This is a genomic window from Arthrobacter sp. SDTb3-6 (assembly GCF_013376095.1).
Lineage (GTDB): Bacteria > Actinomycetota > Actinomycetes > Actinomycetales > Micrococcaceae > Specibacter.
Genome location: NZ_JAAMFN010000039.1, coordinates 21,059 through 35,157, shown reverse-complemented (window position 1 = coordinate 35,157; position 14,099 = coordinate 21,059). Strand labels below are relative to the sequence as shown.

The 14,099-nt window shown below is 62.4% G+C and carries 13 protein-coding genes; 9 read left to right on the top strand and 4 right to left on the bottom strand.

The window, feature by feature from the left end; translation table 11 throughout:
- Positions 1–1,086 precede the first annotated feature (1,086 nt).
- The 5 genes from G6035_RS16240 to G6035_RS16220 all read left to right on the top strand — a co-directional run bounded on the left by G6035_RS16240 (position 1,087) and on the right by G6035_RS16220 (position 5,004).
- Complete coding sequence (locus G6035_RS16240) at positions 1,087–1,965, top strand: LysR substrate-binding domain-containing protein (RefSeq protein ID WP_176618145.1); 879 nt, start codon at positions 1,087–1,089, stop codon at positions 1,963–1,965.
- A gap of 69 nt (positions 1,966–2,034) precedes the next feature.
- Positions 2,035–2,364 (top strand): hypothetical protein, encoded by a 330-nt coding sequence (locus G6035_RS16235; protein WP_176618144.1) that lies wholly within the window; start codon positions 2,035–2,037, stop codon positions 2,362–2,364.
- Positions 2,361–2,873 (top strand): MFS transporter, encoded by a 513-nt coding sequence (locus G6035_RS20680; protein ID WP_371131045.1) that lies wholly within the window; start codon positions 2,361–2,363, stop codon positions 2,871–2,873. Before G6035_RS16235 ends, G6035_RS20680 begins: the two co-directional genes overlap by 4 nt.
- Complete coding sequence (locus G6035_RS16225) at positions 2,756–3,448, top strand: MFS transporter (RefSeq protein WP_371131044.1); 693 nt, start codon at positions 2,756–2,758, stop codon at positions 3,446–3,448. Before G6035_RS20680 ends, G6035_RS16225 begins: the two co-directional genes overlap by 118 nt.
- Complete coding sequence (locus G6035_RS16220; RefSeq protein WP_176618142.1) at positions 3,445–5,004, top strand: carboxylesterase/lipase family protein; 1,560 nt, start codon at positions 3,445–3,447, stop codon at positions 5,002–5,004. The genes G6035_RS16225 and G6035_RS16220 overlap by 4 nt, the downstream gene beginning before the upstream one ends.
- A 431-nt stretch (positions 5,005–5,435) precedes the next feature.
- Here the strand turns inward: G6035_RS16220 and G6035_RS16215 are convergent, their stop codons facing one another.
- The 4 genes from G6035_RS16215 to G6035_RS16200 are packed head-to-tail and all read right to left on the bottom strand — an operon-like array spanning position 5,436 to position 10,234.
- Positions 5,436–6,323, bottom strand: coding sequence for a 3-hydroxyacyl-CoA dehydrogenase family protein (locus tag G6035_RS16215; RefSeq protein WP_176618141.1), 888 nt, complete (start codon positions 6,321–6,323; stop codon positions 5,436–5,438).
- Entirely contained in the window at positions 6,320–7,837 is a 1,518-nt protein-coding gene (locus tag G6035_RS16210) for an aldehyde dehydrogenase (protein WP_256128055.1), read from the bottom strand. Before G6035_RS16210 ends, G6035_RS16215 begins: the two co-directional genes overlap by 4 nt.
- Before the next feature lie 22 nt (positions 7,838–7,859).
- Complete coding sequence (locus G6035_RS16205; RefSeq protein ID WP_176618140.1) at positions 7,860–9,044, bottom strand: acyl-CoA dehydrogenase family protein; 1,185 nt, start codon at positions 9,042–9,044, stop codon at positions 7,860–7,862.
- Complete coding sequence (locus G6035_RS16200) at positions 9,041–10,234, bottom strand: CaiB/BaiF CoA-transferase family protein (RefSeq protein WP_176618139.1); 1,194 nt, start codon at positions 10,232–10,234, stop codon at positions 9,041–9,043. The genes G6035_RS16205 and G6035_RS16200 overlap by 4 nt, the downstream gene beginning before the upstream one ends.
- A gap of 262 nt (positions 10,235–10,496) precedes the next feature.
- On the opposite strand from G6035_RS16200, the gene G6035_RS16195 reads away from it, so the two are divergent.
- From G6035_RS16195 to G6035_RS16180, 4 genes are read left to right on the top strand one after another with little or no spacing between them, the layout of a single operon-like run.
- A complete protein-coding gene (locus G6035_RS16195; RefSeq protein WP_371131043.1) occupies positions 10,497–11,579 on the top strand; it encodes an ABC transporter substrate-binding protein in 1,083 nt (360 codons plus the stop codon).
- A complete protein-coding gene (locus tag G6035_RS16190) occupies positions 11,576–12,484 on the top strand; it encodes an ABC transporter permease (protein WP_176618137.1) in 909 nt (302 codons plus the stop codon). The genes G6035_RS16195 and G6035_RS16190 overlap by 4 nt, the downstream gene beginning before the upstream one ends.
- Positions 12,484–13,242, top strand: coding sequence for an ABC transporter permease (locus G6035_RS16185; protein ID WP_176618136.1), 759 nt, complete (start codon positions 12,484–12,486; stop codon positions 13,240–13,242). Before G6035_RS16190 ends, G6035_RS16185 begins: the two co-directional genes overlap by 1 nt.
- A 10-nt stretch (positions 13,243–13,252) precedes the next feature.
- A complete protein-coding gene (locus G6035_RS16180; RefSeq protein ID WP_176618135.1) occupies positions 13,253–14,074 on the top strand; it encodes an ABC transporter ATP-binding protein in 822 nt (273 codons plus the stop codon).
- Positions 14,075–14,099 lie beyond the last annotated feature (25 nt).

The window sequence follows — 14,099 nt, the reverse complement described above, 5'->3', positions numbered from 1 at the left end:
AACCGTCACGCCGCGGCCGTCCACGCCGGAAGGTGCACCGGCCTCATACCTTCTTGGCGATCCAGCCCGCAGGAGGCGCTCGCGACTGGGCGAACCTTGCTCGACGGGGCATTACGCCACCCGCCTATACGCCGAACCGCGATAGTTGGTCACCGGTCTTTGCTTCGATGACTTTGTTCTGCTCGACTCGCACCGCGATTTCCGTGAGTATCCGATCGCCGGTTGCGATGGTTGATCGATCCTGAAGGTATAGGAACTATGCTCGCTTCCCCGGCTCTGCGTGTGGGCGGGGCAGTCCTGAAGCGATGGTCCCAAATGTCGACGATTCGGCGTATGTAGGTTTGATGGCAGTAGTTGTCAGGGCAAAAAAGAGGGTGTGTACAACGTACACACCCTTTGTCTTCGGACTGAGTTGGACTGCTTCCGTTTGGCCCGGATTCGGCATCTTTTCTGAAGTTCCTTGTGCTTGTAAGGGGTGTCGGCTGGTTCGAGTCCCACCTCGGGCACAGTAAAACCGCAGGTCAGGGCGGTGTAAGCGCTTAACTGACGTTGATTTTGTCAACGGATTTGTCAACACCATTATGCAGCTATCTGGATGACTATCCAGTGCTGATTTAGTAGTCGCTCAGTGGCTGCTCCTTTGCGGTTCGGGTACGCTTTCTCCCTACACCTGTTCATGGTGCTTCAGACGCTGTACGACGTGAGTTGGCGGCATGTTTGTAGGAATTCATTTTGAGAGCGGGCTGTCCTCTTGAAGCCCGGAGGCCACGCGCGGAGCCCGGGACCATGAGAGTAAAGACATGCGGTGGTCCAGGCTCCAGGCTCTAGGGTCGGCGGGTCCGTGGAGCCTGGATTCGTTCGGAATGGTGCGGGGTGATGTCCCGTGCGGGGGTTCCGGGATTTGTTGTCCGGCCAGAAAGTGCTCCACTCCACCTACAAGTCCAAAGCCATCGGAGGCGCACGCCAGCACTCTCACCTCGCCTGGTCAGCCGCCGGCTCAGGTAGCTGCTAAACGACTTTGCAGTGTGGCCCTGCCCATCGAATGGATCACCAGTGCTTTAGGGTGTGGGCATGGAACTACGTTGGATGCGCGCGTTCGTCGCCTTGGCGCAGGAGCTTAATTATGGGCGTGCTGCGGCTGCGCTGCACGTGACGCAGCCGGCTCTTAGCTTTCAAATCAAGCAGCTTGAACGGGAACTTGGTGTTCCATTGGTGGACCGGTCCTTTCGTGCGATTAGCCTGACCCGGGCGGGTGAGGCGTTTCTGCCCGAATGTGCCGCCACCTTGGAGTCCGTCGCGAAGTCCGTCCGCATGGCACGCAACGCCCATAGTGAGGACAGCGGGGTGGTTCGCTTGGGATTTGCCGGTGCCTTGTCCGTCGAAACGGTCTCTTTGCTGGCCCGTACTGTGCGCCAAGGGTTCCCGGCCATCGAGCTGGCGATTACGGCCTCGCATACCTCCTCTGAAGTGATAGATTTTTTGGCCGCGGGGAAACTCGACATTGGTTTCACCGCCGAGCAGCGCCTGCTGCCGGGCATCGACTCGACGGTGCTCGGGGATGACCCGATGGGGTTGCTGGTGGCGACCGATCATCCGCTGTCATCCGCCGGAGAGACAGCGTTGGCGGAGCTGGCGGGGGAACCGTTCGTCCTGACGTCCGTGGCGGCCGGATTGCGGTTGCGCGATGAGGCGTTGGAGGCGTGTTTGGATGCAGGGTTCCGGCCGCAACGGATTCATGATGCCCCGGACACGATGACCATGCTTGCACTCGTGGCGGCCGGTGTCGGAGTCGCGGTCGCACCGACTCGCATGGCGCGTGAGGCACACAGTGGAGTCGTTTATGTTCCGTTGTCTGATGTCCGGCGCAGCCTGCGCACCATGGTCGCATGGCGGACGGCGCAACCGTTCGCAGCCCAGTTAAAGGTGCTTGGCATCATCGCCGAAGCGTCGTTCAATCTCGAATAATAAGAATTTCTTATCGTTAATTGGTGAAAACGATATTGGACGCTGCTGGCTCCCGGGTGGGATGGTGATTTGGACAACATTTTGGCAATCGCTTGCCATTATGATCAGCGTTTCGAAAGGGAAACTGATGACACAGGAAGCGTACGGGCGGGCATAGTCACCAGCGGCGGGAGCGGTCGGGGGCGTCCGCACACCAAGTCCGCCGGCATGGCCAAGCGGGCTGCCATGAGTGCGATGTTTGGCAGCACCGTTGAGTATTTTGATTTCACCCTGTTTGCCACTGCGTCGGCCCTGGTTTTCAATAAGGTGTTTTTCTCCCCGCTTGGCACGAGCGGGGCGTTGCTTGCCTCTTTCGCGACTTTTGGCGTCGCCTATGTGGCCCGGCCGCTGGGGCCCTGATCTTTGGCAGCCTGGGGGATAAGTTTGGCCGTAAGCGCACACTCATGTGGACGCTGAACCTGATGGGCGTTGCCACGTTCCTGGTGGGCCTGATCCCCGGATACGCCTCGATCGGATTCGCTGCACCGGCCATTCTTGTTGGGCTCCGGCTTCTGCAGGGGCTGTCCGCCGGGGGAGAGCAGGCGGGGTCGAACTCGTTGTCTCTCGAGCATGCGCCCGCGGGCAAACGCGGCCTGTATACGAGCTGGACGATGCAGGGGACCAGCTTGGGCACGCTGTTGGCTTCCATGGCGTTCATCGTGATCGCCGGCATGCCGCAGGATGCCATGTTGGCGTGGGGTTGGCGGATCCCGTTCCTGGTGGCAGGGCCTCTGATGCTGGTGCCATGTTCATTCGCAATGGCGTGCATGAGACAGATGCCTTCCTTGAAACCAAGAAGACCAACCAGGACGCCAAAGTCCCTGTGGCTGCCGTCCTTCGCGGCCACTGGCCTGCCGTGCTTCGGGTGATCGGATGCAGCCTGCTTGCGGTCAGTGGCAGCACGATGGGTGTCTTCATCCTGGGTTACGCCACCGGCACCGTGAAGGTTCCGGCGATCCAGATGCTCGTCGCCTCCGTGGTGTCCGGCGTCGTGGGACTCGTTGCCCTGCCCTTGTGGGCTGTGCTCTCCGACAGGATTGGGCGCCGGCCCGTTTTTGCCGGCTCGATGGTGGTTACAGGCCTTCTGTGGGTCCCGCTGTTCATCATTGTAGGAAGCGGCAATTTTCTTCTGATCGTTGTTGCTTCGTGTGTATTCGGTGTTGTTGCCTCGGCAGCGAACGGTGTCGGCGCCTCCATGTATACAGAGATGTTCCCGACCAACGTCCGTTACACCGGTGTCGCCATTGGGACCCAGCTGGGATTCCTGATTGCAGGTTTTGCGCCCGCGATTGAGCGCGCCATCCAGGGGGAGGGCACGACAGGCTGGGTCCCGGTCGCTGTCTTCGCCGCGGTGTGCATGTTTATCGCCGCCGCATCGGCATGGAGCAGCCGCGAAACCATGGGCGTTGAGCTGGCTGTCATCGACGAAGGTGCCCGGGCATGACGGGGCCACGGGGGAATGCCTTTGTTGAGGCAGCAACCACGTATGGCGCGTTGCGCGGCATTCGCTTCCGCGGCATCGAATCCTTCCTGGGAATCCCCTACGGGGCACCCACGTCGGGCCGGGCCCGGTTCACCCCGCCAGCCCGGCCGGAACCTTGGAGTGGGGCCCGGGAGGCCCTGCACTTCGGTGACGCACCGCCGCAGGTGGACACCCGGCTCGGATCGGAGGGTAGCGCACAGGCCGTCCATAACCTGATGTACGTGAAGGGCGGCCACCCCCTGGACGGTGCCAGGATGAGTGAAGACTGCCTGAACCTCAATGTGTGGACCCCGGCGTCGGACGACGGCGGCCGGCGCCCTGTGATGGTGTGGTTCCACGGCGGGGGGTTCGTCCACGGCTCTGCCGGCTCCGGTCTCTACAATGGAGACGAGTTGGCGGCCCTGGGCGACGTCGTCGTTGTGACCGTCAACGCCCGGCTTGGGTTGACCGGGTTCCTGCCGCTGGACCAGCTGGTCGGGCCGGACTTTGCCAGCGCGTCCAACGCTGGAGTCCTAGACCTGGTCGCCGCGCTGGAATGGGTGCGGGACAACATTGCCGGCTTTGGCGGCGATCCCGGCAACGTGACCATCTTCGGACAGTCCGGCGGCGGCGGGAAGGTCAACGTGCTCATGGCCATGCCCTCGGCACGCGGCCTGTTCCACAAGGCCATCAACATGAGTGGTCCCATGCTGACGGTGACCGAACCTGCAGAAGCCCGCCAGCTGGCACTGAAGGCCTTGGCGGCCGCCGGCGTGGACGCCAACAATCCCGAGGCCATGCGCGAGCTGCCGCTGCGGGCCCTCCTTGACGTCCAACGAAAGCTCTCGCCCGCGCTGGGGGCCGCCTTCGGCATGAACCCGGCGGCCCCCGCCATGTCCACCGGTTGGGGGCCGGTCCTGGATGGGACCGTGGTTGTACGCCATCCGTTCGGCAAGGACGCGCCCGCGATGGTGGACAAAATCCCGATGATGATTGGCTATGCCTCCCATGATCCGTCGCTGCTGATGGCGGGCAGTGCCAGTTTCCCCACACTGGGTGCCGAGCAGGCCCGTTCGCTTGCGGCAGCGAACTTTGGCGACGCGGGTGTTGCGATGATGGAGACGTTCAATGGCGATTTCGCCGACGAGCCTGTCCGCTTGAGATACGCACGGGTCGTCAATGCGTTTACCTTCAAGGCTGCTGCGACAGCCATGGTGGAGGCGAAATCAGAGCAGTCCGCTCCGGTGTACCTGTACGAATTTGCCCATACCACCGACATTCTCGACGGTCTGCTCGGGACCACCCACAGCCTGGACCTGCCCTTCGTGTTCAATAACGTGGACCGGTCGGTTTATGCCGGAGAGTTGCCGTCGCGGCATCACACCTCCCGCAACATGGCCCTGGCATGGGCATCGTTTGCCCTGAGCGGGAACCCGAACCATGACGGCATTCCACTGTGGGCGCCCGACGACGGGCTGGGCCGGGGCATGCGGATCGGGCCCGTTTGGCAGGCCTGGTCGGAGGAACTCGTCAGTTGACCAGGCCGGTCAAGGGCGGCCTGTCGGGCCATTTCAACGGCAGGTGTGGGCAGGGGGCGCTCTGGGCCTTTCGCTTCTGAGGTGACGTCAATGTGGTGGATGGCGGGCTGGCACGAAATGACCGCCAAACCGGTGCTCCCATTGCCTGAGGTACACGTTGGCGACACTGAATTCTTGGGGTCGTGCCGTGACGTCGTCGGGCGGTTTCATTATGGATGGGAACCGTCATCGGACCGGGTGTCCCGCTCTGGCGGGACCAGACTCCCTGAAGATCAGCCGGTTGGGCCCGTGTCGACAGCGCCAAACATTTTCCGCCGGAATGGCCGGGGCGGCGTCAAACTGGTCCGGATTCTGCAAGTTTCTGTGGGTATCCAGTGTTTGTAAGGGGCTTTCCCGGGGTGGTGGTTCCACCCGCTTGGTGTTGTGCCACGTTAGTGCCCTCCTTGGCCGTAGTCGTAGAATCCTGAACCGCTTTTGCGCCCCAACCTGCCGGTAGCCTCAAGGGCCTGGACCCGGGGATGGGGCGCGTCTGCGGGGTCGGATGTTTCGGCGTAGGTGGCCTCGGCGATGAAGGTGATGACGTCCAGGCCCACCAGATCCATGAGTTCGAACGGGCCCATGGGGTGGCCCAGCGCGGTGCGGGCCGTGGTGTCGATGTCCTCGATGGTGGCGGCCCCGGCGTCGGCCAGCGCCAAGGCTTCGCGCTGGATTGCGCCCATCAGCCGGTTGGCAACAAAGCCGGGAATCTCATGGTTGATCAACACTGGCTGCTTGCCGAGCCGCCGGGCCAGTTCCAGTGTTACGGCCACTGTGGCGTCGGAGGTCAGGTCGTGGCGCACCACCTCAACACATTTCATGACGAGCGCCGGGTTGAAGAAGTGCATGTTGCAGACCTGTTCGGCCCGGCCCGACGCCTCTGCCACCTTGGAAGAGCCCAGGGTTGAGGAATTTGAGGCCAGTACGGCATGCGCAGGTGTATAGCTGCCCAGGGTGGCGAAGATTTCCTTCTTGATATCGAGCCGCTCGGTGGCGGCCTCAATGACAAAGTCGGCGCTGCCCGCAGCTTCCTGCAGGTTGGTGGTGTAGCTGAGCCTGGACAGGGCCTGCGATGCGGCGTCACTGTCCAGTTTTCCCTTGCCGACCCGCGTCGCGGCCCAGGTGCCTAAGTCGGCGCCGGCAGCTGCCAGCATGTCGGCGTTGATGTCCTGAACGGTGGCCGTGTAGCCGGCCAGGGCGGCACTCATGGCGATCTGCCGGCCCATGGTGCCGGCGCCCACCACCAGGATGCGCTCAATGGCTTCGATGTCCGGGGAGCTCATGAGGTTGCACCTCCGCGCAGATACACGGTGGTGGTGTGGGTGAAGAATTCCTTGGCAGCACCGCCTTGTTCCTTGGGGCCGTAACCGGATTTTTTGGCACCGCCGAAGGGGACGTGGGGGTCCGCGCCCGCAGATTCGGAATTCACGTGAAGAATACCCACGTCCAACTCGTCAATGCCTTCCAGCACCGCCGTGACATCCTGGGTGAACAACGCGCAGGAGAGGCCGAATTTGCTGTCGTTGGCAAGGTCGAAGGCGTCCTTCATGGTGGTGGCCCTGACGAAACTCAGGACCGGGCCAAAGAATTCCTCGCGCCACGCAGGGTTCACTGTGGTTGTTGCGGTTCGGGGGACTTCGAGCACCGTGGGTGCCAGGAAACTCCGCGCCGCAGGCAACGCCGTTCCGGCATGTGTTGGGGAATCAACGCCGCCGTAGACCAAACGGGCTCCCTGTGCCTGGGCGGCCCGCACACCGGTGCGGATGTCTTCGGCGGCGGCGTCGGAGACCACCGGACCCATGGTGACTGAAGGATCTGTGGGGTCGCCGATGTGCCATTGGTCCAGCCGGTCGCTGAGCCGCTCCAAGAATGCATCGGCGATCGAATCCTGCAGAATCAGTCGCGAGGTCGCCGTGCATTTTTGTCCGGAGGAGCGGAAAGCGCCAAGGAGAACTTGGTCAACGGCCAGTTCAAGATCGGCGTCGGCCAGGACGATGGCGGCGTTCTTGCCACCCATCTCCGCCTGGATGGGCACACCCAAACCGGCGGCCTTGGCGCTGAGTGCCCGGCCAACCCTGGTGGAGCCGGTAAAGGTCAGCCCGTCAAGGCCAGGGTGCTCAACCAGGTGGTTGCCCAGCGCGCCAGGCCCAATGAGGAGGTTGAGGACTCCCGTGGGCAGGCCTGCCGCATCGAGCGCCTGTGCCAGGCGCATGGCCAGCAGGGGCACGGTCGACGCCGGTTTCCAGACCACCGTGTTGCCGTAGACAAGCGCCGGTGCAATTTTCCAGGCGGGGATGGCGATGGGGAAGTTGAACGGTGTCACCACGCCCACCACGCCAAGCGGCTTGCGGGTGACGATGATTCGCTCGCCGCGCCGGGGTGAGGAAAACACTTCACCGGCGAGGCGGTCGCCCTCTGCACTGTAGTAGCGCAGGATCGCGGCAGCCCGTGTGACTTCCCCGGTGCCCTCTTCGAGCGCTTTTCCTTCTTCGCGGGCCAACTCCAGCCCCCACGCCTGGGCGTTGGTCTCGATGTGGGCCGCGGCCCGGAGCAGCACTTCACCACGCTCGTGCATCGGGGTGCGTGCCCAGCCACGCGCGGCGGCGAGGGCCGCTGTCATGGCGGCATCGACGTCGTTCGTGGTTGCCTGGGTGCCGGCGGCCACGACCTCCCCGGGCCGCGCCGGGTTGAGGGAGGAGATGGGCGCGCCGGTGCCTAGGCGCCACTGGCCGGCGATGAAGTGCCGGAGCTCGGCCGTGGCTGGCATCTCCAGAGTGTGTGCGGGTGCTGCTTTCATGGTTTTTTTCCTTGCGTCGAGATCAGCGGAACGCCGGAACGCCGGTGAGTTTGTTGCCCAGGATCAGCGTGTGGACCTCATCGGTGCCCTCGTAGGTACGCACTGATTCCAGGTTGTTGGCATGGCGGAGCGGGGAGTAGTCCAAGGTGATTCCGTTGCCGCCCAGAATGGTCCTGGCCTCGCGGCAGATGGCGATGGCTTCGCGACAATTGTTGAGTTTGCCAACGCTGATCTGGTGTGGTTGCAGGGCGCCCTTGTCCTTGAGGCGACCCAAATGCAGCGCCAGGAGGAATCCCTTGTTGATTTCCAGCGCCATGTCCACCAGTTTTTGTTGCGTGAGTTGGTATCCGGCCAGGGGCTTGCCGAACTGCAGGCGCTGCTGTGCATAGGCCAGTGCGTCTTCGAAGGCGTCTCGCGCAGCGCCCATGGCACCCCAGATGATGCCGTAGCGGGCCTCGTTCAGGCAGGAGAACGGACCCCGCAACCCCACGACGTCGGAAAACACGGCGGAGGCTGGCAGCCGGACGTCGGTGAGCTCTATTTCGCACTGGATGGAGGCGCGCATGGAGAGCTTTGGCTCAATCACCGTGGCCACAAAGCCGGGGCTGTTGGTGGGGACGACGAAGCCTCGGACGCCGTCCTCCGTCTGTGCCCAGATGATTGCGACTGCGGCCACGTTGGCCAGGCCGATCCAGCGTTTGGAGCCGTTGATCACCCAGTCGTCCCCGTCCCTGCGGGCGAAGGTTTTCATGCTGGAGGGGTCCGAGCCGGCGGTGGCTTCGGTGAGGCCGAAGCAGCCGATGGCCGTGCCGGCGGCCATCTGCGGCAGCCATTCCTGCTTTTGCTCCTCCGAGCCGTGCTTGTGAATGGCGGACATGGCCAGGGAGCCTTGCACCGACACGAAGGTGCGCAGGCCGGAATCACCGGCTTCCAGTTCCGCACCGGCAATGCCGTAGTCAACGGCCGAACGTCCGGCGCAACCGTAGCCGTGCAGATGCATTCCAAGCAGCCCCAGCTTGGCCAGTTCTGGCACTAATTTCAAGGGGAACTCGGCGCATTCGTACCACTTGGCAATGTTGGGCTTGATTTCGCGCTGGACAAACTCCCGCACGGTGCTGCGAAGGCTGAGCTCTTCAGGGCTCAGCAGGGAGTCGAAGTCGATCAGATCTGCCGGGTCAAGGGTCACACTCGGGTCCTGGGTTTTCATTGTGCTGGTCCTGCCTTCTGGCTTATGGGTGAGGGGTGGTTGGGTTTGCTCAGCCAGGAGATGATGGCTTCGCTGTCTTGCCCCAGCTGGGGCGGCGCGTCGCGTCGGACGCTAAACTCCGGTTCCCAGGTGATCGGGTGGCGCACTTGCCGGCCCGCGACCGCTCCGGCCGGGTCCAGCACGTCGATGGTGGGGTTCAGATCCAGTTCCTCGGCGTAGGCCAGGCCGTCGTCAATGCCGCCCACTTTTCCGGAGGGAACCCCGGCGGCCGACAATTGCAATTGCCAGTGCGCCGCCGGTGCAACGGCCAGAGCACTCTCCAGGAGCGGGATCAGTTCAGTGCGGTGCGCCACCCGGGCGGCGTTGGTGGCAAAACGCGGATCGGCTGTGAGTTCCGGGCTGCCCAGCACGCTGCATAGTTTCACGAACTGGGAATCGTTTCCGCACGCGACGGCGAGTGGGCCGTCGCCTGCTTCCAGAAGCTGGTAGGGAACGATGGATGGATGCTCGTTGCCCATCCGGACTGGTACCGCCCCTGAACCCAGGAACGCCTGCACCTGATTGGCCAGGCTGCCTTGCAAGCTGGAGAGCAGGTTCATTTTCAGGTGTGCGCCGAGGCCGCTGTGCTGCCGGGCGGTCAGGGCTGCCAAGATGCCAATGGTTGTGTCCTTGGCCGTGAGTACGTCGACCACGGCAACGCCCACCTTGGTGGGATCATGCTCTGGCTCTCCGGTAATGCTCATAAGGCCCCCGAGGGCCTGGACAATAAAGTCGTAGCCGGGCAGCTCAGCCCCTTTGCGGTCACCGAAGCCGGAGATCGATGCGTAGACCAGGCCGGGGTTGCTGGCCGACAATTCCGGGTATCCGAGCCCCAGCTTGTCCATGCCGCCGGGCTTGAAATTTTCCACCACAACATCTGCCCGATCCGCCAGTTCCAAGGCCAGCTTGCGGCCGTGGGGATCGGTGAGATCCAGACAAAGGGATTCCTTGTTTCGGTTGACCGAATCAAAGTAGGTGGTTCCTGTTTCGGAATAGGGCGGTCCCCAGTGTCGGGTGTCGTCGCCACTTCCAGGGCGCTCGACCTTGATGACCCGCGCACCCAGGTCTGCCAACGTCATGGTGGCAAGGGGGCCCGCCAGAACGCGGGAGAAATCGGCCACCAAGATGCCCTCCAGTGGGCGTTCCCGCATCAGAGGCTCCTTCGGTTTGCCCGGCGTCCTGAAGCGGCACCGGCTCTTGGCACCATTCCACACGTCGGCGACGGGTTCGGCACGGGTGCATCCCGCTATGCGGCACGTCAACTTTTTACCGAGTGCGCTTGTCCTCACGCCGGCGTACGGGTTTCGGAGGGCAGGTTCATAACTTTTCGGCACAACTTTTCACTATCCGGGATGACCGGTTGAACAGCCGGTGTGACGGAAATTACCGTTTACTGAACCAGTCGCTACAGAAATGGTTTGTTCCAGACTTTTCGGACCTCTTCCCAGCTACAGCGGCTGTCCCCATCCATCTCGAAGGAAGTCGGTACCCCCAATGCGAGCTCCCATCAGAGGCACGCGCCAGCGCCGAAGCGCATACGCAGCAGCCACCGTTCTGGCCCTGGGACTGTCCCTCACCGCCTGTGGAGGCGCATCGACGGCTGCCTCGGAAGTCACCACCCTCAAGGTTGGCGCCACCACCAGCCTGGCTGGCGTGGGCATCCGCAACACCATTTCAAGCGGCATCTTCAAAGCCGATGGGCTGAGCGTTGCGGCCTCCGCGATCAAATCCGGCAACGACGCCATCCCCCAACTGGTCAGCGGCGGACTTCAGGTCGCGCAGATCGACACGACGACCGCCATGCAGGCCATTGCCAAGGGCATTCCCATCAAGATCGTCGCTGCCGCGGGGGTCCAATCCACCAACGGCGGCGACGGCGAACCCTCCACGGGCAGCGTCTTGGTGCTCCCGAACAGCAGCATCAAAACCCCTGCTGACTTGGCCGGGAAGACTCTCGGCGTGCCGGCCATCAACAACCAGATCTGGATGAACATCCGCATTGCCATTGATGATGCAGGCGGCGACTCCTCTAAGGTCAAGTTCGTTGAAGTGCCCGGAGCGCAGGCCATTGACCTGCTGGTCAAGGGCGACATCCAAGCCACCACCGCCTCCGAACCGCTTGCCTCATCATCTGTCGCAGCCGGCAAGGTTCGTCTGATTCACAGCACCGACATTCCCAACGGCAAGGATCAGCCCAGCTCCGTCTATGTCGCAACCAACGACTTCATCAACAAAAACCCCGGTACCATGAAAAAGTTCATCGCCGACGTCTACAAGGGCCAGGGCGAAGTGAACAAGGACAAGGAATTGGGCAAGAAGGTTGCCGTGGACCAGCTTGGGTACAAGGCAGCACAGCTCACGCACGCCTTCATTCTGGATTACGGCACCCGGGCCATCCAGCCGGCGGAGATTGACGCCGTCGCCAAGAATGCCGTCAAGTACGGAATCCTGTCCAGCGTTCCCGACACGGCCTCGTTGTTGGCCACCATCAAATGAGCAACTCCCCGGCAGTGACCGCGCCGAAATCTTTGGGGTCCCCGGGCCCCAAAGGGCGCAGGATCAGCGACAAGCCGAACCTGGGCAAGCCGGGTGGAACCAATTCAGGCAATGCCAACGATGGGGCCGGCGTCCACTGGGTACGTTCGCTCGGCTGGAAAGTCGTCGCCATCGCGATCGTCCTCCTGATCTGGCAGCTGGCCTCATTGAGCCCCCTGATGGACGCTGGATCCCTCCCCGGACCGTTCGCGGTGGTGGGCGCATTGATCAGACTGTGGGGGACCGCCGTTTACTGGGTGGCGATCGCGACCACGGTCAAAGTGTGGTTCATTGGGCTGGCCATCTGTTCAGTTGTCGGCATTCCCTTGGGACTGGCCATTGGGGTCTCACGGGGTGCCACACGCAGCACGCGTTGGGTCATCGATTTCTTTCGCACCATCCCCACGATCGCACTGCTTCCGCTGGTGCTGCTGCTCTTTGGCCCCAGCATCTCCATGGAGCTGACCCTGATCATTCTTTCAGCCGTTTGGCCCTTGGTCATCCAGTCAATGTACGCGGTTGGCCAGGTGGAGCCTGTCCTAAAGTGGGTGGTGAAGGTCTTTAGGATCTCGTGGCTGGATCGGATGCGCTACTTGTGGGCTCCCAGCGTGACACTGTTGGTCACCACAGGCATGCGGTTGGCCGCGACCATTGCCCTCTTGATGACCGTTAGCGCCGAGTACATTGGCGGCGCCCACGGCCTGGGTGAGCAATTGTCCCATTCAGAGAACACCTTTCAGCGGGCGGACGTGTTCGCCTACGCACTGACTGCCGGACTTCTCGGCTTGGCCATCAACCTGGTCATCCTCTTCCTGCAGCGGCGCATGCTGTGGTGGCACCCGATTACGAGAGGGGCCCGCGCCTGATGAAAACCCTAAAGAACCTGGCGTGGGAGCTGTGGCTCCCCATTGTGCTGGTCATTATCTGGCTGGTCCTCTCCGCCGGAAGCTCTTCGTTTTACTTCCCGCCCCTGGCTGATATCATGCACGATTTTGGGAAAGTGTGGTTCTTCAACGGAATCGTCCAAGACCTCCTGCCAAGCCTGGGCCGGATCCTGCTCGGATTCGTCATTGCCCTGCTGGTCGGAATAATTGGCGGAATCCTGCTGGGACTCTTGCGACGCATCGAGGAAGCACTCCGCCCGGTTTTGGAACTTCTTCGTTCCACCCCGGGGGTCGCGTTGCTCCCCATTGCCACCTTGTTCCTTGGCCTCGGTCAGGAAATGAAGGTCTTCATGATTGCCCTGGCTTGTTCATGGCCTGTCTTGTTGAACACCATTGACGGCGTTCGATCCGTGGAGCCCGTATTGCTGCAGGTGGCCAGGAGCTACAGGCTCACCCTGTGGCAGCGCATCCGTTTCATCTATATCCCCAACGCGTCACCGCAGATCTTTGCAGGTGGCCGGCTCGCACTCGCCATCGCAACCGTAGTGATGGTTGTGACGGAAATGATCGGTTCGCCCGGCGGCGTCGGCTACTTCGTGCTCAGCACTCAAAGGAACTTTGATCTGCTCGGCATGTGGACGGGCATCATCATGCTCGGCCTCCTCGGCTACCTGCTGAATTTGGCCTTCCGTTTGGCTGAGAACCGAATCCTCCGCTGGCACCATCTGAAGAACGCTTAGGAAAACGACCATGACTGACTCTCTCACCTCCCAGAAGCCCACTAACCCTCCCGCCGCCGTCGAGACCCTCCTCGCCGTGAAGAACCTGGCCAAGAACTACGGCAAGTTTGAGATTTTGGGCGACATCACTGTCGACGTCCGGGCCGGGGAGTTCATGTGCATTGTGGGCCCGTCCGGCGCCGGCAAGACAACGCTGCTCCAATGTCTTTCCGGTTTGTTGGCCCCGACTGCCGGGAACGTCGCCTTGCGAGGCGTGGAGGTCACCGAGCCCCCGGCCGAAATGGCGATTGTTTTCCAGGACTATTCGCGTTCGCTCATGCCCTGGCTGTCAATTCTTGACAATGTCGTGCTGCCCTTGCGTTCGTCCAAGATGTCCAAGGATGAGATGGGGAACAAGGCGACGGCGGCCCTTGAAGAGGTGGGCCTCAAGGGGCATCTTCACAAGTATCCATGGCAGCTTTCCGGCGGCATGCAGCAAAGGGTGGCCATTGCCAGGGCCCTTGCCTTCGAACCGGCCGTCGTGCTGATGGATGAGCCCTTCGCCTCCGTGGACGCCCAGACACGCTCAGACCTGGAGGATCTGACGCTGAGGGTGAAGGAACACCTGGGCATCACGATCGTCCTGGTCACGCATGACATTGACGAGGCAGTCTACTTGTCCGACCGGGTGCTGGTGCTGGGCGGGAGGCCAACACAGGTGGTCGACTTGATCGAGACCAATCTGGGCGGCCATCGGGACCAAATCTCCACGAAGTCGACTCCCGAATTCGCGAAACTGCGGGCGAGGGTCTACCAGGAAATCCGCAGCCAAGCCGCACCCGGCCAGCCGTGAGGGCCCCCGCGGGCCCAATGGCGCA

Coding starts and splice junctions, on each gene's coding strand:
- G6035_RS16195 (WP_371131043.1), top strand. CDS start 10,497: ATGGTTTGTTCCAGACTTTTCGGACCTCTTCCCAGCTACAGCGGCTGT.
- G6035_RS16185 (WP_176618136.1), top strand. CDS start 12,484: ATGAAAACCCTAAAGAACCTGGCGTGGGAGCTGTGGCTCCCCATTGTG.
- G6035_RS16220 (WP_176618142.1), top strand. CDS start 3,445: ATGACGGGGCCACGGGGGAATGCCTTTGTTGAGGCAGCAACCACGTAT.
- G6035_RS16200 (WP_176618139.1), bottom strand. CDS start 10,234: ATGCGGGAACGCCCACTGGAGGGCATCTTGGTGGCCGATTTCTCCCGC.
- G6035_RS16240 (WP_176618145.1), top strand. CDS start 1,087: ATGCGCGCGTTCGTCGCCTTGGCGCAGGAGCTTAATTATGGGCGTGCT.
- G6035_RS16190 (WP_176618137.1), top strand. CDS start 11,576: ATGAGCAACTCCCCGGCAGTGACCGCGCCGAAATCTTTGGGGTCCCCG.
- G6035_RS16215 (WP_176618141.1), bottom strand. CDS start 6,323: ATGAGCTCCCCGGACATCGAAGCCATTGAGCGCATCCTGGTGGTGGGC.
- G6035_RS16210 (WP_256128055.1), bottom strand. CDS start 7,837: ATGAAAGCAGCACCCGCACACACTCTGGAGATGCCAGCCACGGCCGAG.
- G6035_RS16180 (WP_176618135.1), top strand. CDS start 13,253: ATGACTGACTCTCTCACCTCCCAGAAGCCCACTAACCCTCCCGCCGCC.
- G6035_RS16205 (WP_176618140.1), bottom strand. CDS start 9,044: ATGAAAACCCAGGACCCGAGTGTGACCCTTGACCCGGCAGATCTGATC.